The 22229-nt window shown below is 41.9% G+C and carries 15 protein-coding genes; 3 read left to right on the top strand and 12 right to left on the bottom strand.

Annotation, left to right across the window (positions count from 1 at the left end; translation table 11 throughout):
- Positions 1–288: 288 nt before the first annotated feature.
- A complete protein-coding gene (cysE, locus tag Q0791_RS19935) occupies positions 289–1089 on the bottom strand; it encodes a serine O-acetyltransferase (RefSeq protein ID WP_299010301.1) in 801 nt (266 codons plus the stop codon).
- A 417-nt stretch (positions 1090–1506) separates the two neighbouring features.
- On the opposite strand from cysE, the gene Q0791_RS19930 reads away from it, so the two are divergent.
- From Q0791_RS19930 to Q0791_RS19920, 3 genes are all read left to right on the top strand, one after another.
- Positions 1507–4617 carry an FG-GAP repeat protein gene (locus Q0791_RS19930; RefSeq protein WP_299010299.1) on the top strand — a complete coding sequence of 1037 codons (3111 nt, stop codon included), beginning with the start codon at positions 1507–1509 and terminating at the stop codon, positions 4615–4617.
- A gap of 737 nt (positions 4618–5354) precedes the next feature.
- Complete coding sequence (locus Q0791_RS19925) at positions 5355–6335, top strand: isocyanide synthase family protein (protein WP_299010297.1); 981 nt, start codon at positions 5355–5357, stop codon at positions 6333–6335.
- Between the two features lie 126 nt (positions 6336–6461).
- A complete protein-coding gene (locus tag Q0791_RS19920; protein WP_299010295.1) occupies positions 6462–8282 on the top strand; it encodes an L-tyrosine/L-tryptophan isonitrile synthase family protein in 1821 nt (606 codons plus the stop codon).
- A 73-nt stretch (positions 8283–8355) separates the two neighbouring features.
- On the opposite strand, the gene Q0791_RS19915 is transcribed toward Q0791_RS19920, so the two are convergent.
- The 11 genes from Q0791_RS19915 to Q0791_RS19865 all read right to left on the bottom strand — a co-directional run bounded on the left by Q0791_RS19915 (position 8356) and on the right by Q0791_RS19865 (position 22200).
- Positions 8356–8640, bottom strand: a complete 285-nt coding sequence (locus tag Q0791_RS19915; protein WP_299010293.1) for a hypothetical protein — start codon at positions 8638–8640, stop codon at positions 8356–8358.
- A 285-nt stretch (positions 8641–8925) separates the two neighbouring features.
- Positions 8926–9354 carry a hypothetical protein gene (locus Q0791_RS19910; protein ID WP_299010291.1) on the bottom strand — a complete coding sequence of 143 codons (429 nt, stop codon included), beginning with the start codon at positions 9352–9354 and terminating at the stop codon, positions 8926–8928.
- Entirely contained in the window at positions 9347–10360 is a 1014-nt protein-coding gene (locus Q0791_RS19905) for a flagellar motor protein MotB (protein WP_299010289.1), read from the bottom strand. Before Q0791_RS19905 ends, Q0791_RS19910 begins: the two co-directional genes overlap by 8 nt.
- On the bottom strand, positions 10360–11217 hold the full coding sequence (motA, locus tag Q0791_RS19900; RefSeq protein WP_299010287.1) for a flagellar motor stator protein MotA: 858 nt from the start codon (positions 11215–11217) through the stop codon (positions 10360–10362). Before motA ends, Q0791_RS19905 begins: the two co-directional genes overlap by 1 nt.
- A 16-nt stretch (positions 11218–11233) precedes the next feature.
- Entirely contained in the window at positions 11234–11959 is a 726-nt protein-coding gene (locus Q0791_RS19895; RefSeq protein WP_299010284.1) for an RNA polymerase sigma factor FliA, read from the bottom strand.
- Between the two features lie 302 nt (positions 11960–12261).
- Complete coding sequence (locus Q0791_RS19890) at positions 12262–12720, bottom strand: flagellar basal body-associated protein FliL (protein WP_299010282.1); 459 nt, start codon at positions 12718–12720, stop codon at positions 12262–12264.
- A 14-nt stretch (positions 12721–12734) separates the two neighbouring features.
- The gene (locus Q0791_RS19885; RefSeq protein ID WP_299010279.1) at positions 12735–14084 is read right to left on the bottom strand and encodes a flagellar hook-length control protein FliK; all 1350 of its coding nucleotides are present in this window, start codon (positions 14082–14084) and stop codon (positions 12735–12737) included.
- Positions 14074–14415 (bottom strand): hypothetical protein, encoded by a 342-nt coding sequence (locus Q0791_RS19880; protein WP_299010276.1) that lies wholly within the window; start codon positions 14413–14415, stop codon positions 14074–14076. The genes Q0791_RS19885 and Q0791_RS19880 overlap by 11 nt, the downstream gene beginning before the upstream one ends.
- Positions 14384–14764 carry a flagellar export chaperone FliS gene (gene fliS, locus Q0791_RS19875; protein WP_299010272.1) on the bottom strand — a complete coding sequence of 127 codons (381 nt, stop codon included), beginning with the start codon at positions 14762–14764 and terminating at the stop codon, positions 14384–14386. The genes Q0791_RS19880 and fliS overlap by 32 nt, the downstream gene beginning before the upstream one ends.
- Positions 14765–14779: 15 nt before the next feature.
- Positions 14780–16228 carry a flagellar filament capping protein FliD gene (gene fliD, locus Q0791_RS19870; RefSeq protein WP_299010270.1) on the bottom strand — a complete coding sequence of 483 codons (1449 nt, stop codon included), beginning with the start codon at positions 16226–16228 and terminating at the stop codon, positions 14780–14782.
- A gap of 443 nt (positions 16229–16671) precedes the next feature.
- Positions 16672–22200 (bottom strand): hypothetical protein, encoded by a 5529-nt coding sequence (locus Q0791_RS19865; RefSeq protein WP_299010268.1) that lies wholly within the window; start codon positions 22198–22200, stop codon positions 16672–16674.
- Positions 22201–22229 lie beyond the last annotated feature (29 nt).

Genomic DNA, 22229 nt, shown 5'->3' with positions numbered 1-22229 from the left:
TGTTTCCTTTCATGTGATAGTAGGGTGAAGAGACTGCGCTTATCAAGCAAAGCTTGATGCTGGCTCTGAACGCGGAGAGCTTGCTCGAAGCTGGCCATGACAGGCGCCTATTATACCAATCCTATTAATTATACCAATCTGCATTAGAAGTTGGTCACTTTTACCCGGCTTCTTGAGCATATGCTTTTGACCCTTTTAGTACACTCAATAAATGTGTTCCATACATTATTTAGCATTCATCCCATCCATCGGGATTTTAGGGGGGTTATTAGAGACTCAGGTGAATGGCTATATCAAAGCGCTTGCTAATGAGTCATCGTAGACATTCTGTTCCATTGACTGTGCGGGGAACTCGCAGTCTGGTTTGCCGACGACTTTGGCGGGCACACCGACCACAGTTGTGTGAGGTTTGACATTGTTGAGTACTACGGAGCCTGAGCCTATTTTGGCGCCTTCACCGATCTCAATATTACCCAGAACCGTTGCTCCAGCACCGATCAGTACGCCTTGACGAATTTTGGGATGGCGATCGCCTTCTTCATTGCCCGTACCGCCTAATGTGACGGATTGTAATATTGAGACATTATCGTCAATCACGGCAGTTTCACCTATCACTATGCCTGTGGCGTGATCGAACATGATCCCTTGACCAATACGGCAAGCGGGATGAATGTCCACCCCAAAGACCTCTGAATTGCGGCTTTGTATGAATCGAGCTAGCTCTTTGCGATCTTCTTGCCATAAGCAATGGGCCAAGCGGTGTACTTGAATGGCCATAAAGCCCTTTAAGTTTAGCAGTACCGTTAGATAATCGACTGCGGCAGGATCGCGATCCGCTACGGCTTTAATGTCGGCGGCCACTGAGGTCAACATGGTTTCACAATTAATAAAGGCTTGATCAAATAATTCCCTAAAAGTAAAAGGGGAGACCACAGCATCGGACAGTTTGTTGGCGACGATAAAACTCAATGCCGATCCTAAACATTCATGATTGAGCACACAAGAATACACATGGCTGGCAAGTAGCGGCTCTTTTTTAACAAGGGCCGTGGCTTCTATTCTTAATTGTTCCCAAACTTCATAACGCATACGGTTTTGCTCTTTTATTAATAATGAATGTGTATGGATATCGCCTAACGCGAGCGATTTTACATGATGCGGCAGTATTATTGATCGCAACCCTTTAAGCTAACATTTAGTAGACGTTATCACAAAGTAGAACAATAGTTTATTTGGCACTAAGTTATATAAACATGATGGCGGATCTTTTGTGATGTATGGGGCAGTATTAACATTTTAATGTCCTTTTTATAAGTTGTTGTCGATTATTTATGTGTCTTTAACATCCTATTTCTGTCCATTTATTAATCACTGTTGTGCATTTTAAGTTTATGAAATGTAACTTTTATTTTGCTTTCCCCTTTACTTTTTGTTGACTCTAGTCGCATTGATATGGGCATAACTCATGTGAGTTGTGTCCATGGAATAAAGGAAGATAGGAACAAGATGTCAGATCTGTTTAAAAATACCCATTTAGTAAAGCGTTTAAGTCCCATTGCATTGGCCATGAGTTTAGCGGCCTGTGGTGGCAGTGACTCTTCTGGAGAGGCAAATACTAAGACTCAAGAGAGTAGCGCGCCGAGCCAAATGGAAGTCACAGTCACACCACATTTTGCCGCGCTTTATCGTCAAAGTATAAGCAATAGCAATGAGGCAGCTAGCAGTACTGTCAGCAATTTAAATACTGCTAGTGATATGTATAGTGCTTCTAAGCAGCCCAGTGTGGATGCGTTGGCGCAAGTGAATAATAAGGAAATTCAAAGTAGCAGTATACTAAATGCATCGCCTGTCGATTTAGTGGTTTCAGAAGATACCCGTTTCGATGGTCAAATGCAGGCCACCTCAGTTACAACAGGTGAAGTGCAAACCTTTGACTGGCCGCTGACGCTTAAAACCGATGGCAGCATTGTGTCCCATCGCACGTTGGCATTAACGCCAGACACCTATGATTTCATTGTCGCCATTGAACATGACGAGCAGCAATATGTGGCTAAAGCCTTAGGGGAAGTGATTGTTGAGGGCACAAGCCCTGAAGTAGAGTTGTTGTTTCAGCCGCACTTAGGTGAAACCTTAGTGATCTTAGAAGACATCGATGAGCTCGCGACCTTAAATTTTCAATTCTCACCCGATGAACTGGCTTTATTGAGTGTACCTAAACTGGGCTTAATTATTGATGGTGCTGATGAGGTTATTTACGAGCTGGATCCCGAATACGGCCTCACTAATGTGACCTTGCCATTGCGCGATGGTAATTACGACATTTTAGTGAAACTCTATGATGATAATCGCTTAGTGGGCATGATGCGCACGGGGGAGATCAACATTGAGCTGACTGCAGGCGGCAATACTCCCATTGATATTATTCCCTTAAGTGCCGATGTGGACTTTAGTTTTGCAAGCGACAACAGTTTGAGTGAAATTAATATTCAAGTGCCTGAAGTGCTCGTTGAGCGCGTATCTGGCGTTGAAAATCTTGCCATGATCATGCGCCTTAGTGCTGAGAGTAGTGCAGGCAGTGTCAGCACTGAAACACTGCATAGTTTTGTGTTTGAAGAGGAGGTTTATCAGCTAGCGGATGCTGAGTTACCGCAGTTTTATGCCCAAGGCGCACAAACGGCCACAGCTTATTTAAGTTTTTATGTAAAGCGTGACGATAATACCTATACAGATGAGCCATTGGCTAGCTGCGCCTTTGAGGTGGAGCTAGGTGAAACCCAAATTAAAGGCTGTGAGCTGAGTGTGGATGTATCTCATCAAATCAGTGGCAGCTTGTTATCGACCTTGATGCTAAGTGTCACCACAGATAGCGATCCCGCCTTGGCCATTGGCGCCGAAATTTATGTCGACAATACCTTAGTTGGCTTAACAGGCAGTGAATATCAAACTGCGTCAATTAAGCTGCATTTACCGGCAGGGGAGCACAGCATTCGTGCCCAAAAAGGTGATTTATGGGCCAGTTTTACTCAAGAATATGCACCGCTCTCGGTGGTGAATCATTTATTATATTTACAAGAAGACATCCCCACTGAAATCACCTTAGATGAGATTAATATTCTTGCCACTGGGGTCAAAACCTTCAAGCTGGACTGGAGTGATTCCAACAACTGGGCCAGCGAATACCAGGTCTGCTTGTACGATGTCAGCCTGTCTGCCAATGATTTTTGTCATCCACTGGGAGAACCTGTGATAGATAGCGAGAACAGTGTCTATCTCGATGCGGCGCTACTCACCGATAACCCGCAATTCTTTATTCGTGCCACTAATGGCAGCCGCAGCGTGGTGAGCGGTATGGCCACTCCAAGCCGCCCGCAACTGGATGCCGCGATTGGTTATTTCAAGGCGTCTAATACGGAAGCGGGTGACTATTTTGGTACTTCGGTGGCTTTAAGTGGTGATGGTATGTTGATGGCAGTGGGAGCTGATCATGAAGAAGGAGGTGAAGGTGCTGTATATCTATTTCGACGAGAAGGGTTAATTTGGCAGCAAACGACTTATCTTAAACCCTCAGTAATGGGACATCAAACTCATCTTTTTGGTAACGTAATTGCCTTAAGTCAAGACGGATTGACATTAGCAGTTGGCGCTATTGGTAACGATTCTGGTGTGGGTGGGATCAATGGTGATGAAAGTTATATTGGTACTAATCAAAATTCTGGTGCTGTGTATCTGTTTAGGTATATAAATGGCAGTTGGGTGCAACAAGCTTATATTAAGGCTAATCAGCCAGATAAGAATGATCATTTTGCTACTGATTTAGACATTAGCGCCGATGGTAATACTTTAGTTGTCAGCGCTTATGTTGAAGATTCGAGTGCGACGGGGGTTAATGCTGACGAGTCCGATAATAGCGCTGAGGATAGTGGTGCAGCGTATGTGTTTGCCTTCAAAGAAGATGTTTGGTTACAAACCGCTTACTTGAAAGCGAGTAATACTGATATTGACGATGGTTTTGGCTGGTCAGTAGCCATTAGCGCTGATGCCAGTACCATAGCTATAAGCGCTTACGGTGAAGATTCACTAGCAACAGGAATAAATGGAGAGCAGAATAATAACGATGCTGAAAATCGCGGGGCTGTGTATGTCTTTGCTTTAAAAGAAGGACTATGGCAACAAGAGGCGTATATTAAATCGGAAAATGCGGATGAATTATTGTTGGGAAGAAATGTCAGTCTTGATGGTGACGGGAATATACTTGCTGTGAGAGGCTTGAGTGCTGTACATATGTATATTAGGGAAAATGAACAATGGCAGCTTACTCAAAACTTGGATGTAACCTCAGATCTTCCTTCTTCATTTGAACTTAAATTGGCACAAAATGGAGATAAGCTTTTTTTGGTTACGTCGGCTTTGGGTTCTGATATTGGCGGTGATGTAGGCAGAGCTGTTGTAGAATATAGAAAAGTAGCTAATTTATGGGAGCTGCATAAGCTTATTAAATCACCTAATGGCGATTTAGGTTCTACGTTAGCGAATGGATTAGCGATTGATACTAAAGGTTCAACTTTAGCTATTGGTTATGATCGCGACCACTCCGCAGGTGCCGTTTACGTTTATTAATTGAGTTAATTAATGTTAGTTTTTTTGCTAATGACGTTTAATGATATATTATTAAAAATCAATTTATATTAAATACTTGTCAAACCTCTAGCGGGCATTATCGAGCCCGCTTTTTTCTTTTCATATTTCATTCGTTCATTGAGTCCTTTTACATTTTTTTATTTGGACACCCATGATTATTGTTAGGGACTTTTTATTTGGACACCCATGATTATTGTTAGTGGTGCACTGCTACTTTGAACAAGGGCTCTACTTTAACAAGGCTGTTCTCTTTTGAGGATTATGGTTATGTTAAGGGTTTGCGTTAGGAGTGAAGAAGATGAGGCAAGGATTTTGTGTCTAACAGCAAGCTATTAGTAGAAAGCACAACACAGATAGGGGGCAAAATAGCGATATTTAACAGCGCTGCTTAACCCGAGTTCAGGCTACTTATTTTCACTGATTTATTCGATTAAGCTTTATTTGTATTAACTTTATTAGTCACTGTTTACATTTTGAGTGTTTATTCTATAATCAGGTTGTTACTTTTTGATACAAGTGGCTAGCACAGGGTGATGGTTTGGTAAATTATTGGTAATTTATTAGTAGGTTATTTGTCATTTTTGAGCCTATTTAGCCTAGGGATAGAATCATTGCTGTGTCAGTTTGAGTCCTTGTTTATCTTTGACGGCCTAGAGGAGGGATGCTAGGTTAACATTACCGTTAGGATGCGGTTACTCTGATGAAGAGATGCATGCATGGATAAAAATAATAAACCAATTGCCAGTGATATTTTAGCCATTATTTTCAAATGGCGAAAATTACTGAAAAGTGAAGCGATTGACTATGAGTCGACCTTTTTTTCAAGCTTACCTTTAAGTGAAACCTCACCTCACTTGAATAAAGTGATGCAAATGGTTGAGCGAAAACAGCCTATCCATATGATTTTGCCTGCCTACCCAGGTAAATCACCTAATCGCAATAAAACTTTGAGCCGATTGCCTGATTTGGCAGAAACCCACTCTATTGATGTGCTTAATCAGCTTTGTGTTGAAATAAGCGCTGTTTATGAGCCAGGAGCAAAAATCAGTCTTTGTTCTGATGGTTATGTGTTTGCAGATTTAGTGCGTATTCCTGATGAAGACGTGAGGGCCTATACTCAGGCGATTCAAGAATATTATCAGTCACACTATCCTAATCATTTTAATTTTTTTGATTTAAAGGATGCTTTTGGCGTGTTATCGAGTTTTGATGCCATGCGTGAAGAATTAATGGTGGGTTATGGTGAGTCTTTAATAAGCTTAATGGCTGCGGCAAAAACCAATAAAGAAACTTTGTCTATGTATCAAGGGATCGCCAAATTCCTCTTTGAAGATTTTAGTGGATTAGCCGAATTTGCCAATATCAGTAACACGCAAATTCAAAAGCAAGCTAAAGCTGTGTCGCTGAGGGTTATTCAGCGCAGTAATGCTTGGAGTCGATTATTGGAGGAGTATTATCCTAATGCCCTGAGGTTATCGATTCACCCTCAATTTCGTGTTTCCGAGAAAATTGGCATTCATATGGGGAAAGCTGATGATGTTTGGCGCACCCCTTGGCACTCTGTCGCCGTAATGCAAAACGATGAAATTCGACTGCAAAATCGCAATCAAGTGGATGAAAATACCCATAGGTTGATTTTTAACCAAGGTAAACCAAGCCATTATCACTCTCTTGCTAAGCGTCTCAACTCCCTATGAGCGCTTTGAAGGCTAGTAGGATTAAGGCATTATTTTTTTCATACCTATTAATAAAGGCCATTCCCACTTGCTTGTCAGTGAGACTTGTCTGCAGGTGATATAGGAAACAGAAAAATGGATACTCATATGGATTCAACATGTGTTCAAGAGCAAGCAGATTTTAATATTTCTGAGGATCATGATGGCGTGCAAGTGACACGTATTCTTAATCTATTAGCGTCTTATTTAGTGCGTCATGAAAACGATCAATTTGATACTCAAGGTCGTGAGTTGGCCCGTCAACAAATTCAGTATTTTATGGCAAAAAATGAGCCTCTTGAGTTTATTTTACCCGGTTTTCCTTGTAAGTCCCCCAATGTCATCGATAAAAGCTTTTCCGCTATGCCAGATTTAGGTGAAGTATTGGCCATTGAGCGATTAGATGCATTTTGCGTTGCACTCAATGAAATATACCCTTATGGAAGCCGTGTCACTATATTAAGTGACGGCACCACCTTTGCCGATATCGTGCATGTCGATGATGAAGTGAAAACTCAATATAACGCGGCCTTACGGCAGTTATGTGTTACGGAAAATATTATTTGGGCCGATTTGATAGACTTATTACTCGATGCAAAACATATTCATAAAACAGAGGGTGAGCACTTGCGAAAAGCCTTATTGAAAGGCATAAGCACAGGGCCACGTTCCTTTGATAAGTTTGTGCAAAAGGTGAGTGAGTCTGTCGAGCAGGCCAAGGTGCATGATAAGCTTTGCAGCTATTTATACCATGATGTGTGTATTGAGCGCTTTAGTGATGGCGACAGAGACAGTTATCTTGACAGTATTAGGGATAAAGCTTACCAAATGATGTATCGCGGTCGCGCCCTCAGTGCGGCCATAGATAAAACCTATCCACATCACATTCGATTATCTGTGCATGCCTATGACAATGCTGGCCCTAAATTCACTTTTAGTTTATCCAGTGATATTAATGAAGCGGTGAGCCCTTGGCATACTGTGCCTGTACGCTTGCTCTCGGGGCAATTTGTTCAACTTCCCCATGCAATTGCTAAGCAAAAACATGTCATTAGAGTAACCAATGGTGAGCAGAATTGGTGTTATTTAGAAGTTGCGGATTCAAAATTACAAGGCTTTAATGCTGAGGTGATTAAGTCCCCTGCATTTGGGCTTAAAATAAGCGATCCTCAAAGGCTAGGTTATACCTGTTTACCGACGAATTTTTTGCAAAAGTTGAGTGAGCAATTTGGCTTTATTCTGCTTAAAAATATGCCAGATATCACACAGCAAGATCTCATTGATTTTTGTCACCCTTTTGGAAATATTTATCATTGGCAATTTGGCCCTGTGCATGTGGTTAAACCGGAAGAAGTGCCTCATGGGTTTGTGCATTCTATTGAGAAAACGCCCCTGCATTGGGATTTAAGCATGTTGCCTGCTACCGAGAAGAAAGTAGAGCAAAATCCTAAATTTTCGGCTCGTTGTTTCATGCTTTATTGCAAGACGCCGCCTGTACAAGGGGAAGGGCAAACCACTATAGTGGATAGCCGTGTGGCGCTAAAATTAGCCGGGCAAGCTAAGGTTAAGCAGTGGCAAAATATCCATATTACCTATGAGACTAAACTCACGTATTTTGGAGGGACGCCAAGATGCTATCCGCTGGTGGATTTACACCCAACAACTCGAGAATCAATTTTACGTTATCAAGAAGGCAGCGAGTCAAAACTGCAACGTTTTTCATTATCCTCAGATGCGATGGCATCGGCAGAATTCGCTTCTTTAATTCAAGAAGTGAATGATATTGCTTACCATGATAAGTGTTTTGTGGCCCATGAGTGGGAAGCGGGGGATTTAGTGATTATTGATAATTACTATACTTTACATGGTCGTTTAGCCATGACTGAAAAGTCTATGTCTCGTGAACTTTGGCGGGTACAAGTGTATTAATGGGTAAAATAAAAAGGGGCTAATAATAAGTTAGCCCTTTGGTTGAAAATACATGCAATGAATAGTCGATATGTTAAAAGAAAAAGAAATACGCCATTAAAATAAAAGATAATAAGGCGCCGCCTATCACAGGATAAAGTAAATAACTGTCTTCAGCTCGTCTCGCTCTGCGATAACATAAGTTAACTAATATTAAATTAAATAGAGTCAGCATGACTGAAGCCATAGAGCCATGTCTAAACGTAAATTCTCTTATTTCAAATGAGATATAAATTAATACAAACCAATCAATTAAAATAAGGTATAAAAATAGCTTCTGCAGGCTATCAGGCCCCTTTCGTTGAGAAGCATTTGTCATGGTGACCCTCCGGATCAATCTTGTTATATATTGGAATAAGTACATCGTTTGTTGTTGCATTTTTAAATACAATGCCACTTAAACCATTTGAATGTGGTTGCTTATTAAATCATGTGATGATTATTGGCAATATTATGCTTTCAAAAAGACGTCCAAAATGATCCATTTCTTTAATTGCATAAGCATAATGTTATTTATTGGTGTTTGAAGGTTGTTTCAAACTCTTGGCCACTTGGTAAGTAGTCTAGATAAACATATTGAACAACCTTCAAATAATTTGAGTGGCTAAGCGGGCTTAATTTGGTTAATCATAGCAACAATGGCTTTATTATCTTTACTGAGCCAACGGGCGCCGACAAAATTCAATTTACTATTGATAGGACGTGTGCGAGCGATTTCCACAGCCATTTCGAGTCCATTAAGTTCAACATTAATTTCTTGACCAACTTCAAGAGGGGTACTGGTGACTATGCCAATGCCTCCTAGACCGAAATCTTTAATATTGGCAATGCCAAGTTGGCTGGTTTTCCACCACGTTTTTTTACTGAGTTTGACTGTGACGCCATCACAGGCAAGAGCGAGATCCGCGGCGGCATCATCGCTTCTTAAACTGAGTCTGGCGTGTTTTCTTAATTCTTGTTCGTCTGTCTTTTTATCAATGTTGGGTACAGCTTGATCTATGATGGGTGTAAAAGGTTGTTCTGTTTCACTCATAGCTGGTCCATTGCTCAGGATATCGTGTTCTTGGTTGATTATTCTCCGCTAATTTTTTGGCTTGTTCAAGTCTTGGATCCGATCTTATGGTCTCAGTTGGAAAACCCGCCATTTCTTTGATCTGTTTCTCAGCATTGTGAGTCAGTACTAACATTTCTATGCGTCGATTGGCATTGGCTTTAGGATCGTCAAGAATAAAAGGAGCTTGATCGGCCATGCCTGTGACTTGAACGATTTGATTGCGTTTGACGCCGCCATATTCTAATACGCGTCTGGCCATCAAGGCGCGTTGACTCGATAATTCCCAGTTGGTAAAGGTTTTACCTACATAAGAGCTTGAGTCGGTATGGCCAGAAATACTGATCTTGTTTTCAACTTTTGCTAATAATGGGCCTAAGGCTAAAAGTAAGTCTTCAAAGTAAGGATCCATTTTAGCACTGCCGCGAGTAAACATAGACTGACGAACATTGTCATGAACTAAAATACGGATCCCTTGAGGGATGACTTGAATGGCAACATTTGTGCTCATATCCACTTGAGTGATAATTTTATTCACTTCACGGGCGAGAAATTCAAGCTGAGCTTGCGTTTCAAATTGGCCTGGCACCATAGCATTAAGCTCAGGACCTCGACCGGCTTTGGGATTATCTTCTCCCGCAGGAATATGATTATGTAAAGCTGGTCCTGCTTTTTCAACGCCAGTGCCTGAAGCAGGCAAAATGGCTTGTTGAATAGGAATGGCTCCATGTAAATCAATCATAGAGGGCGATCGACTCAAGTCAAAAGGGTTGATTGAGCCTGTGGCGTACATATCACCTTGTAGATATTGTACGATTTGTTCTCGCTCTTTTTGGTCGGCCATTTGAATGATCCATAACACCATAAATAAGGCCATCATGGCTAAGGTGAAATCGGCAAAGGCGACTTTCCAAGCCCCGTTATTAGGCGCTTCTCGTCGTGGCAAGGGGCGCTTTTTAATCACTATGGGTTCATTTCGTTTTGCCATTAGCTTTGTTGCTCCACCATCCAACGTTCAAGTTCAATAAAGCTAGGTCTATTCTCGCTTTGAATTTGTTTACGGCCTGCATCAATGGCCAACATAGGCGGCTTGCCTTTAGCAAAAGCGGTTAATATGGCGGCCACGCAGCGAAGTTGTGCAGATTTTCGTTCGGTTAAGTGCTCAAGGGCTTTTGACAAGGGGTCAAATAAACAATAGCAAGCGAAAATCCCGATAAAGGTGCCCACAAGTGCCGCAGCCACTTTAATACCAATGACGGTAATGGGGCCATCAATGCTAGACATGGTAATAATAATGCCCATTACTGCGGCTAAAATACCAAAACCTGGCATGGCTTCTGCCACACGGGCTAGTGCACGAGAAGGACGTAATCTGTCGTCTTCTATGCGGTGGATTTCTTCTTCTAGAATTTGGGCTAAATCGTGAGCAGAAATTTTGCCAATAGATTGTAGTCTCAGATTATCTATAAGAAATTGTAGCACGTTAGGATGATCGAGTACCGCTGGGTACATTAAAAATAGTGAGCTTTCTCTTGGTTTTTCAACATGGTCGTCCAATACTTTTAAGCCTTGTGATTGAATTTGATTCATCAACATGCCTAATAAGCCAAACAACTGTGGATAAAGATCGGGATCTTCTTTTTCTACGCCAAAAAGCTCTTTCATTTGTTGATACATATCCACGAGCACAGCTTTTGGGTTGGCTATGACTAACGAACCCAATCCTGCACCGAAGATAATTAATATCTCAGCAGGTTGCCATAAAGCTGCAAGGTAGCCGCCAGCCCAAGCATAGCCACCAAATACTGACACAAGAATGATGATTAGTCCTAATATCTTACTCATATAACGTTACCTGCCTTCACTGATCCCATTGTTGATAGACTGTCTGAAGTTGCTTAACTGCCTGCTTATGAAGTTGGCAAATTCGAGTTTCAGTTAATCCTAATGTTCCAGCGATTTCTTTTAGATTAAGTTCATGTTGATAGTAAAGCGACAGGATCACTTGTTCTCTTTTATTTAATTTAGCGATAGCTTTGAATAATGTTTTCTTCGCGGCAAACTGATTAATCGCATCGGTTTTATCGGCAAAATGACTGCCTGCACCTAGCATATCGTCTAAGCTTTTCATCGATTCTGCTTGAGATGCATAGAGGCGTGCACGGTAATCTTTTTGTGTGAGTCCCATGGAATTAGCCACTTCAATATCGGTGGCTTCTCGGCCTAATTTACGTGATAGTTTTCTTACCGCGTCGTTGAGTTCATGGGCTTGTTGCCTCACTGGACGAGGGCGCCAATCTTGACGTCTCAGCTCATCTAAAATCGCCCCTCGTATGCGTTGGCCGGCAAATGAAATAAAGCCATTATCAAATTCGCCTGGATAACGGCGAGAAGATTCTAGCAAAGCCATCATGCCTATTTGTTCCATGTCTTCAATGGCCAAAACTGGGCCGCAATGACTTTTTAATTGTGTGACAGAGCGCTTTACAAGAGGCAGGTATTGTTTCATCACCTGACTTTCACTGAGTCGGTTACTGACGCTTTCATCGAATATTTCTTGATAAGCTAATTGACCCGAATTCATCATCCTGCTCCTATTATGGTTATTCATACATGAATGAAAAGGCAGAAGTGTGTTTGCACATCGGATAAGCATGGCGAGAATGTGTTGAGCCATGAACCAGACTGTTAAACATATTTTTGCTTTGATTCATTTTTTTTATATTGTAAATTTGGCTTTACTTGATAGTGAGAGTTATAGCTAAATCACCTGTTTATCTTGTCATGATTGATAACAAGAGGCTTAGCTATCATTCTGCGAGTCGAAGTTGAGAGATGAAATGTTCAAAGTATTTTTCATCTCTCAATGTAAAGGGATTAAGTCTACAATTATTGAATAACAATACGAGTAAACAATAAGTCTTCTAAATCAATTTTATATTGATGTTCAACGAATAAGTTCGACAATAAGGTTTTTGCTTCTTGTTGTAAGGGCTCTAGTTGCGTTGGATCATTAATTTGCTCAAAGCTTTTACTGGAAAACATTCTCATCAAGGCGTTGCGGATCACAGGATCGGCTTCAGTTAATTTATGTTTCACATTATTTGATGAGCTCTTAAGCGCCATTTCCAGTAATAAATAATGTGGGTATTGATCTCCAGGTACTGAAATAACAAAACGATCCAGTGGATAGTAACGTTCTTTCTTTATTTCAACTTTTGGCTGATTAAAAGGGCCACCAAAAATATGCGGTGCTTGCCATCCCACCCAAAAGATGATCCCTGTCCAAGCCAAAATAAAGAAACTGAGTGTAAATTTTCTATTAACACTACTCTTTCCAAATGCCATGTTAAACTCCTAATTTATGCTAACAAATCAACTTGGTTTTGAGCCAAGTGCTGTTGAGAGGTATGTTGAGGCTCCATCGACTCACCAAGTGAACTGGCTATGGAGGCCACACGAGTGGGGTTATCGTTTTGTTCTTTTTGCTCGCCTTGGCTAATGTCGACATCAATTTGTCCGCCGTGATCCATGGCCAAGTCATCACGTAATCTCTCAATACTCAGCTGCAGGGCATCACGCACTGAGGTATTGGCTGCATTCATTTGAATATGCAACTTGTCGCCATCGAGACGAATGTTCAAGTCAATTTTTCCCAGTTCTGGGGGATCGAGCCTGACCTCAGCATGCTTAATTTGTTGATCAACTTGAAAACGTAGTTGTTCTCTCAAAGGGGACAAGAGTTCTTGTGCTTGCTGAGCAAGAGGTGCCGATTGTGGCAGGGAAATGGGCCCCCACTGACTGACTTTGGCTTGGGTGCGACCATGTTGTGAAATGAGCTGGGCGGCTTCATCAACCACATTGTTTCCCCCTTGCCCTAATTGTGATAGTGCGTTTTCAATATTATCAGCATTAAAGGCAAAGGCTCCGGCAGGCATAAAACCATTGGCTTGTCGTAAGTGGCTGCTCTGTATATTATTCAATGCCAATTCGCTGTCAGTCGCTAATGAGCTGGTGGTCAATGCTGCACCATTGAGCTGCATACTGTTATTAACATTAACCCCATGTGCAACGGTATTGGAATGAGTGCTTTGATTGGATTTGCCTTGTTGCAACAAGTTAGCGGCAAGTGCTTGCTGAGGCGTCATATTGGCTGGTGTTGCTGAATGTGGGCCTTGAGGCATATTGGAAGCATTAAGTGCCTTCGTATCCGCTTCTTGACTCAGTTGCTGTGCTTGTGTCAGTGTCGCGCCAAATTGGGTTTCATTGAATGGTGCTTGCGCAACTTGACCATCTGGAAGCTGTCCCTCCATTGTTGTGGGAATTTGGGCATAAGTTGTTTTGGTATTTTGTTGTGGCTGCCCATTAGCGCTTAATGGATTGTTACCATCAAAGCTATTGTCTTCATTAGCCATTTGATTTTGGCTTGATGTCGATGCTTTATCTTTTTTGTCCACAGCTTGATGCTTATTTGGCTCAGTACTTTTGCTAAGCTCAGGGCTTTTTTCAAGCTCATGGCTGTTATTAGGCTCACGGCTGTTATCAAGCTCACGGCTGTTATTTAGCTCATGGCTGTCTTTCAGTTCAAATGAGGATGCATTCATTCCATCCTGTTGACTGGAATCGCTAAATTGGGGGCTGGATTTAATAGAGACATCTCCAGCACTTGTATTAGCACTTCCTGAATTGGTGATAGCAAGGCTAGCGATCATTCATAGCTCCACTTAATTGAGTGAGTTGATAAGCGGCTAATCCATCCTGTTTCGCGGTGAATTGCTGCATTTCCATCTCAAGTGTGTTTTTTGAGTGAATCAACTTCTTAAGGACTTCACTGTGGGTTCTAGCAAGAGACTCTCTTGCTAATTTTTGTGACTGAGTTTGAGGCGCCCCCGCTTGCTTTAACGCCTTCATCATTAATGCATTCACTTTGACTAATTTGTCCCAGTCTTGCTTGTCAGCATGTTTAATGAGGGCAGCTTCAAACTGCCCCCAAGGCTTAATTGCAAGGGGTTCAGCTGAGGTTACTCCAACCTTCTCTGACATCTTTAATTACCTTGATAATGGGCACCAATGCTTCAGGATCGTTCTCGACACTGGCCGTCACTAATTGGCGGCTACAGTAGTCATAAAGGCGATTGAGGTTTGTGGCCACTTCACCGCCATTTTCAAGATCTAGCATAGAATCTAATCCATGAACTATATTGAGACACTTATTAACACTCCTTCCCTTGTCTTCAAAACTGCGTCTTTGCATAAAGCCACTGGTGCGTTCGATTTCTTCAAGTAAGCCATCGAGTAACATGCGCACCATTTCATGAGGTGTCGCTGCTGCGGCTCTCGCATTGAGTGTGGTTTGCTTGTAGGCATTGAAAGGATCGTGCTCATTTAGCATAGTTAGCTTCCTTTGTTAGCTGTTCTGGTTATTTTGGGAAAACAGTGAGCTGGCGGCGCTTAATGCATTGACGGTATTATTCATCGCGTTAAATTGCGCCAGATAAATTTGGTATTTTTGATTCATGCGATAATCAAACTGGCTCATGTCATTCTCGATACGTTTGATTTGTGCATCTAGGTTGCTCTCTTTCATATCAAGCAGGCCAGCTGTTTGAGTAAAAGGTTTAGTAATGGTTTCAAGCTGCTCGACATAGCTGCCTGAATCACTAAACATGGCTTTTACCGCATCGGGGTCGCTCTTTAATGCTTCTGTCAGCTTATCTTTATCTATGTCTAATTTGCCGCTACGATTAATTTCGATACCGATATCTGATAAGCGCATGCCATTAGGGGCAGTTTGAAACATTACATTGCGCATGTTGCTTTGCAGCATACGTAAGCTTGCATCGCCTTTTAATACTCCGATTTGATCTTCGCTAACGGCAGTGGTTTTAAATTCCTCTTCATCATCATCGTCTGTGTCATCACTATCACTGCTGCTTGAGCTACTGGTGCTTCTGGTTTCATCCAGTACAGTACTGCCCATAGAGCGCGTTAGGTTATTGATGGAATCGATGAAGTCATTAAAACTATCGACAAAGGCAATAACTGAGTCTTTACTGGAGTCATAATCTGAATCGATTTTGATAGTGCTAGTTTCTCTTTCACCAGTGCTTGCGTTGATGCTATGGGCTTGATTGAGTTCAATGCTGACCCCATCAATCACATCTTCGAGGTAGTTTTTACTATTGGTGATTTCCACGCCATTGAGTTTGATATTGGCATCTTTAGCTTCTATTTGTGTTGTGGCAAATGCTTCAGGGTTGCCATCATTTTGTTTGTCAATTTGTACGTCGAGAGTGTTTTCTATGCCAGTCTCATTGGATGTCAGTAGGAGTTGCACTGAGCTACCTGTGCGCATGAGTGAGGCGGTAACACCTGGGTTATCTGAGGCAGCATTGATCTTGTCGCGCAAATCGGCAACTGTCATTTTTCCATCTGCATTTAAGGTATCGAGATCCAGTGTGACAATATCAGCAGCATCGCTGCCCAATTGAATGCTAAGTGAGCCTGTGATACCTGCATCTGTTAGTAATTCATCTTCGGTGCCGAAAGTGGTAGAGACTTGATGTGCTTGAGCTAGCTCTATGACTTCAAGAGTATAATTACCCTTAGGCGCACTAGGGTCCACGGTAATTTTTGCGGCATCATCAGTAATGGAGGCTGTCTTTTTTTCAAAAGATTCGCCATCAATTTTGCCTAATTTACTGCTGATTTTATCTAAATGGGTTTCCAGTAGCTTATAAGCATCCAGTTGTGCATTGCTGGTGCTGAGTTTAGTGCTATAAAGTTGATCTTTACCCATGCGCTCTGCAGCAACCAGTTGTTGGGCAAAACTAGCAGAATCTATACCTGAAATCATGACTTGTCCTCATTGGCTCTTGTTGAGCATTACAATTAAAAAGCAAATATTGTGCCACTTTTTAATTTGTTGAAAGTATTGAATTTAAAATTAAAGGTGGGTTGTTCTGTTCTTCAAGTGTTTCCGTTGTTCCGCCTAATGTGAGGAAAAGGTGCTTCCGCTCAAGGCTCTTTTATCAATTGAGAGAAATGAATATAAAAGAGGAAAAACGACTGTTTATAATACAGCTTGAAACACAGCATAAACTCGCCTTTAATTGCTCTAAACTAGGGCGACAACAAGGAAGGGCCACTGAAATTGACTCGCTAAGTTCAACAGGATCTAGCGTGCTAGAAAAGCGCAATTAATCATAATAAAAAGGGCTAAACCTGTTCAGGTTTAGCCCTTAAGCCTTAATCATGAGCTCGCTTTCACGAGGTGATGTTTAGCGTATTGTTAACTCATTAGATGTTACTTTGTGTGACAGTTTCTTCTTCTGAATTTATCAGCGCACTATCACTCGCATCGTCATCGTTATCGTTAGCACAATCTTGCGCATTGGCACCGCGGAAGAAAATTGACTTGCCAATGGCTGCACGCGCAATGACTTCACCAATCACTTCAACTGTTGATCCAACACCGAGTTGCAGATCTGTATTCGGGTTCAATGTAAAGCTAACCCCGTCATTGACTTTGAAGAAGCCATTATCACGTACCACCACTTTGGCTGTCTCACTAATGGTCACGTTGGCATTGGCAATCAGTGTCGCGTTGGCGTCAACAATAAGTCTAGCGCCTGCATTCATAGTGACATCGGCATTAATTTCACTGTAACCAATAAAGCTAATATCTTCGCTGTAGCTGCTAACCACATCGATGCTGCCAGCAAAGCCATTGTGCCAAGTGTTTTCACCTAAATAGTCTAGCCAGATATAACTAAAGTCTAACCACAGACCTAAATCTATATCATCACCTCGACCAAAGAACAGCTGATTAATCACGCTAACATCAACGCTTCCCCACCAGTTATACTCGACAGAGACTCGTCCATTGAAGTAACCCGCCACCGTTTGCTCAGCATAAATATTATACTCAGTGTTACGTTCAAAACGGTTGTAATGTGCAACAAAGCTCGACACACTAATGTGCTCATTGTAGTACAAGTGTACGGCGCGAATGTTGTCCATCAGCCATGAATAGGTGATATTCACATCGCTGGTACCCCAAGCATAGATACCCACTCTAGCATGAGAAATGTGCGTGTACTTGATAATCACTTTACTGTCGGCATGCGTCGTGATCCCTTGCCATAAACCACGATCTCTATCTTCTTCACGCAGTCCAATATAGACAAAGTTATCACTGTCACCATAACTGTTGAAATGACCATGTACATTAACTTTTGTGTCTATGCTGGCATAAAAACGACTGCCCGCACGTAAGTTCATGGTTAAATCTGTAGGGAGTGTGATTGAGCTACCATTAACGATAATACGACCTGTGACATCTATGCTGGCTTCACCATCAACAATCAGCTCAGCACCTTCTTCAAGGATTAAATCTCCATCCACATGAAGTGTTGAACCTGCATCGATTGTCAAGCTAGCGCCTGCGCCAATAGTGACGTTATGCCCTGTACCTATGGTCGTTTCACCAATAATACGAATACGGCGTTTCACTATGATGTCGATATCTATAACTCTTCCGTCGTAGATATAATCGATTTCATCAACATTTTCACCAAAACGATCGTGCTCGTGATCAACCACTAATCCATATTCACCATGGGAGCGATCAAAGATCTTAGCGGCAATTTCTTCAATAACCACAGTATTCCACCAGTTAAAGTTCGCCTCTATTTTTAGAAGTGAATTTAAGTGAGCACTGTAAGCATAAATATTAAAGGTATTGTTGATGAATTGGTTATATTCCAAAACAAAGGTACTACTCGTGTTTTGAATAAATTCATACACACGTACCGCATTAATATTATCAATAAAGCGGCTATAGCGAATGTCCACATTAACTGCTGTTTCGCTGTTAATATGAGCATAAACACCATATGTAGCATGGCTCACATGGGTGTAAATCAATTGAATAGTGGCGCCAGAATAAACACTAATACCTTGCCAGCTGCCTAAGTTTGGAATGTCCGAGCCATCAGCCCCATCGAGAGCAGAGCCAAAATGGATCTCATTACCTTCAGTACCATTACCTATTAAGCTGCCGTAGATATTAATCTGTACATCGAGTCCAGAGCGAACCGTAACTCCAGCACCAATTTGCCATTCACCATACACATTAATCATGGCATTATCTTCAATGGTCACCCTTGCGCCATCTTCAATAATCCAACGGCCAGCTTGTGCCACAGTTAAATGCACACCCGCACCAATCGTGATATGGCTACCGGCTTTAACCCGTACCACTTGATCGGTATGAATATGTGTATTACCAATAAAGGTATAATCACCGTTCAGTACTGTTTCACCCTCAATATCGAGTGATTCTGGCCAAACCCATACAATGGCATTATGAATGATGTCAGTCACATCCATTGAACCTAGATATTGTCCGTAGTTGATGATGAGTCCATTAGCGGCATCATTATGATCATAAATTCTAGATATGATCTCACCCGTTTTTATGCTATTCCACCAGTTAAAGCGCGCATCAATCACTGTGCTTGAGCCATGCTCAGGATGATTATTGCTGTTATAGCTGCCGTAGATATGGAAGTGATTGCTAATAAAATGGTTATAATGCAGCACTAAGCTTGAGCCTGTATTGCTATAACCTTCATAAACCCAAATACCATAATGGTTCTCAATAAAGCGGCTATATTGAATATCAATGACTTGACTATTAATACTCTGGTTGATATCCACATAAACACCGTATTGAGCATGGCTGACAAGTGTATATCTCAAGCTTATATTGGCATTGGCATAGGCATGAATACCGTACCAACTGCCAGCAGTCGCAGAGCCATCAGCGTCACCTAGTGATGATCCAAAGTGAATTTCACTGCCTTCAAGTCCGTTACCTATCAAGCTGCCATACACATTAATACGCACATTTAACCCAGAGCTTACAGTCACGCCAGCACCAATATGCCATTCACCATAAACATCGACACCGCCATCATCTTCGATAGTCACACTCGCACCATCTTCGATAATAAGCTTGCCACCTAAGGCGACAGTTAATTTAACGCCTGCGCCAATAGTTATATGGCTGCCAGCCTTAATACGCACAATTTGATCGGCTGCAATGTCTGTATTACCAATAAAGTGATAGTCACCGTCCAGTACCGTTTCACCGCCAACCATTAAATCATCAGGCCAGATCCAAGCAATGGCATTATCAATAATATCATCAATAATGGCTGAGCCGCGAAATTGCCCATAATTGATAAACATGCCGTAAGTGGCATCTTGATAATCATAAATCTTGGCCATGATCTCACTAATATCTGTGGTGTTCCACCAGTTAAAGCGAGCATCAATCACAGTTGAAGACATATGGCTACCACTATGGGTGGCATACATATGCAAGTCATTGTCAATAAACTGGTTGTACTGCAATACAGGCGCTAAGCCAGTATTCTTATAACCTTCAAGAATACGTACACCGTTAGTGTTTTCAATAAAGCGACTGTATTGAATATCAATGATCTGGCTGTTAGTACTCTTATTGATATAGGCATAAACACCATAAAGTGCATGGCTTATTTGCGTATAACGTAACTGTACTGTAGCGGTTGCGTAAGCCGTGATCCCATTCCAGCGACCAATCTCTGAAGAGCCCTCGGCTCCATCAAATAATGCACCAAAATGGATTGTATTGTTTTCAAGCCCGTTGCCAATTAAGCGGCCATAAACATTAACTCGTGCATTAATACCAGACAGAATATTAACCCCTGCATTAATGGCCCACTCACCATAAACATTAATAATGGCATTATCTTTAATGGTAACACTGGCGCCTTCTTCGATAATCCATTGACCACCCATATTCACGGTAAAATGAACGCCCGCTTCAATGGTTATATGGCTACCTGCGGTCACACGTACCACTTGATCGGCGGCTATTTCTGTATTGCCAACAATACTGTAATGACCATCAAGTAAGGTTTCGCCATTGACGATTAAGCTATCTGGCCAGCTCCAAGCAATGGCATTTTCAAGAATGTCATCTATGGCCGTGGAACCACGGTATTGGCCATAATTAACATACATACCGTATGTGCTGTCGCTATGATCATGAATTTTTGCCATGATTTCATTAATGTCTATACTATTCCACCAGTTAAAGCGCGCATCAATCACAGTATTTGAATCATGATTGCTCGCATGGGTGGCATAAACATGGATGTCATTGTCGATAAATTGGTTATAGCTGATAACAGGTACCATGCTAGTACTTTCAGCACCATCGATTGCATAACCTTCATATACACGCACACCATTAGTGTTTTCAATGAAGCGGCTATGCTGAATATCTATCACCTGACGATTAACACTGCTGTTGATATAGGCATACACTCCATATAATGCATGGCGAATTTGCGTATACCTTAGCTGCACGGTGGCGGCAGAATAAGCAGTTATGCCTTTCCAATCTCCAGCAGAGCCCAATGAAGGAGCAGAAGAGTCACTTACTGGGCTAAGGGAAGAACCAAATAGCACTTCATTATCCACAACCCCCTGACCAATCAAGCGGCCATAAACATGAATATGGGCATTGAGATCCGATAGCACAATAGCGCCCGCATTCAATGTCCATTCACCATAGACTTTCACTTGAGTATCATTCGATAAGCTTAACTGCGCGCCGTCTTCAATAATAAGCTGACCGCCCACGGCAATATTGAGTGTAGTGCCTGCAGCGAGTCGTAAATGACGTCCCGATTTTATCCGCACAACCTCCCCATCGGCAATGGTGATGTCACTGCTCACAAAATAGTTCGCATCCAGCACATATTTGCCATCTATGAGTGTCGATTCAGGCCATTCAAAGTCAATGAAGGCATCAAAATAGTCATTAAAGGCATTAGATAAACGATAGGGCGATAAATTGATTTGCATACCCGTCGCGCTATTATCCTTATACACTAGCTTGCCAGCAATTGCCTCAAAATCTGTCGCATCCCACCAGTTATAACGTGCATCAACAGTCGTCTCGCGATAGCTATTGCTATCTATGGTATTTAAATTGATATCATTATCGATAAAATCGCTATAGATAATGGACGGAGTAAAAGCGGTATTCCTTGTTCCAGAGTAATCATCATTTAAAATAATACCATTCACGTTATCGCTAAAGCGGCTGTAACGGATGTTAATGTCAGCAACCACCCCATTAGAATTATTCAAATAGACATACAGCCCAGATGCCGCATAACTCACTTGAGTGTAAGCCATCTGCACTTTTGAGCCTGAATAGGCTTTAATGCCTTCCCAGTTATTTTTCTCTAATGTGGCTTGTGACGAGCCAAAGGTAATAAAGCTGTCACTGCGCCCTATGCTGTTAAGCTGCCCATAAATATGCAGCCACACATCATCGGCAATTAACACTTGGCTACCCGCGGCAATATTCCAAATACCCGAAGCCGCTACATTTATCGTTGCACCGTATGCCACTTGAATATTGACATTTTCGCCCACATTCCAGGTGCCCGAGACAATAATCTTTGCACCTTCTTCAAGCACAATGTTGACGCCATCCTCAACAATAAATTGTGCATTAGCGTTAATCGTTAATGTCTTACCCGCTTTTACCGTGAGTTGGCTATTCGCCTTAATACGCACGATTTGGCCAGAGGTAATGCTAGTATCACCAACGACAGTGAATTCACCATCAATAATATACTGACCTTCCTCTTCACCCGAGGCTTGTACTAACTCATCAGGGAAGTGATAGTAAATCAAGTCCAGCGGAATATCGGCCACATCATCGGATAAGCGATATTGGCCATAGTTGACTGACATATTACCAGTAATTTTTGCGCTGATTTCAG

The organism is uncultured Shewanella sp., from assembly GCF_947495455.1.
Classification (GTDB): domain Bacteria; phylum Pseudomonadota; class Gammaproteobacteria; order Enterobacterales; family Shewanellaceae; genus Shewanella.
The sequence above is the reverse complement of the archived record's forward strand: the minus strand, read 5'-3'. Positions and strand labels throughout refer to the sequence as shown.

Bases quoted from the DNA above. Each gene is read 5' to 3' on its own strand.
- Q0791_RS19925 (WP_299010297.1), top strand. From the start codon at position 5,355: ATGGATAAAAATAATAAACCAATTGCCAGTGATATTTTAGCCATTATT.
- Q0791_RS19920 (WP_299010295.1), top strand. From the start codon at position 6,462: ATGGATTCAACATGTGTTCAAGAGCAAGCAGATTTTAATATTTCTGAG.
- Q0791_RS19910 (WP_299010291.1), bottom strand. From the start codon at position 9,354: ATGAGTGAAACAGAACAACCTTTTACACCCATCATAGATCAAGCTGTA.
- cysE (WP_299010301.1), bottom strand. From the start codon at position 1,089: ATGCGTTATGAAGTTTGGGAACAATTAAGAATAGAAGCCACGGCCCTT.
- Q0791_RS19915 (WP_299010293.1), bottom strand. From the start codon at position 8,640: ATGACAAATGCTTCTCAACGAAAGGGGCCTGATAGCCTGCAGAAGCTA.
- Q0791_RS19905 (WP_299010289.1), bottom strand. From the start codon at position 10,360: ATGGCAAAACGAAATGAACCCATAGTGATTAAAAAGCGCCCCTTGCCA.
- Q0791_RS19885 (WP_299010279.1), bottom strand. From the start codon at position 14,084: ATGATCGCTAGCCTTGCTATCACCAATTCAGGAAGTGCTAATACAAGT.
- Q0791_RS19865 (WP_299010268.1), bottom strand. From the start codon at position 22,200: ATGTCAGTCAACTATGGCCAATATCGCTTATCCGATGATGTGGCCGAT.
- Q0791_RS19890 (WP_299010282.1), bottom strand. From the start codon at position 12,720: ATGGCATTTGGAAAGAGTAGTGTTAATAGAAAATTTACACTCAGTTTC.
- motA (WP_299010287.1), bottom strand. From the start codon at position 11,217: ATGAGTAAGATATTAGGACTAATCATCATTCTTGTGTCAGTATTTGGT.
- fliD (WP_299010270.1), bottom strand. From the start codon at position 16,228: ATGATTTCAGGTATAGATTCTGCTAGTTTTGCCCAACAACTGGTTGCT.
- Q0791_RS19930 (WP_299010299.1), top strand. From the start codon at position 1,507: ATGTCAGATCTGTTTAAAAATACCCATTTAGTAAAGCGTTTAAGTCCC.
- fliS (WP_299010272.1), bottom strand. From the start codon at position 14,764: ATGCTAAATGAGCACGATCCTTTCAATGCCTACAAGCAAACCACACTC.
- Q0791_RS19880 (WP_299010276.1), bottom strand. From the start codon at position 14,415: ATGTCAGAGAAGGTTGGAGTAACCTCAGCTGAACCCCTTGCAATTAAG.
- Q0791_RS19895 (WP_299010284.1), bottom strand. From the start codon at position 11,959: ATGATGAATTCGGGTCAATTAGCTTATCAAGAAATATTCGATGAAAGC.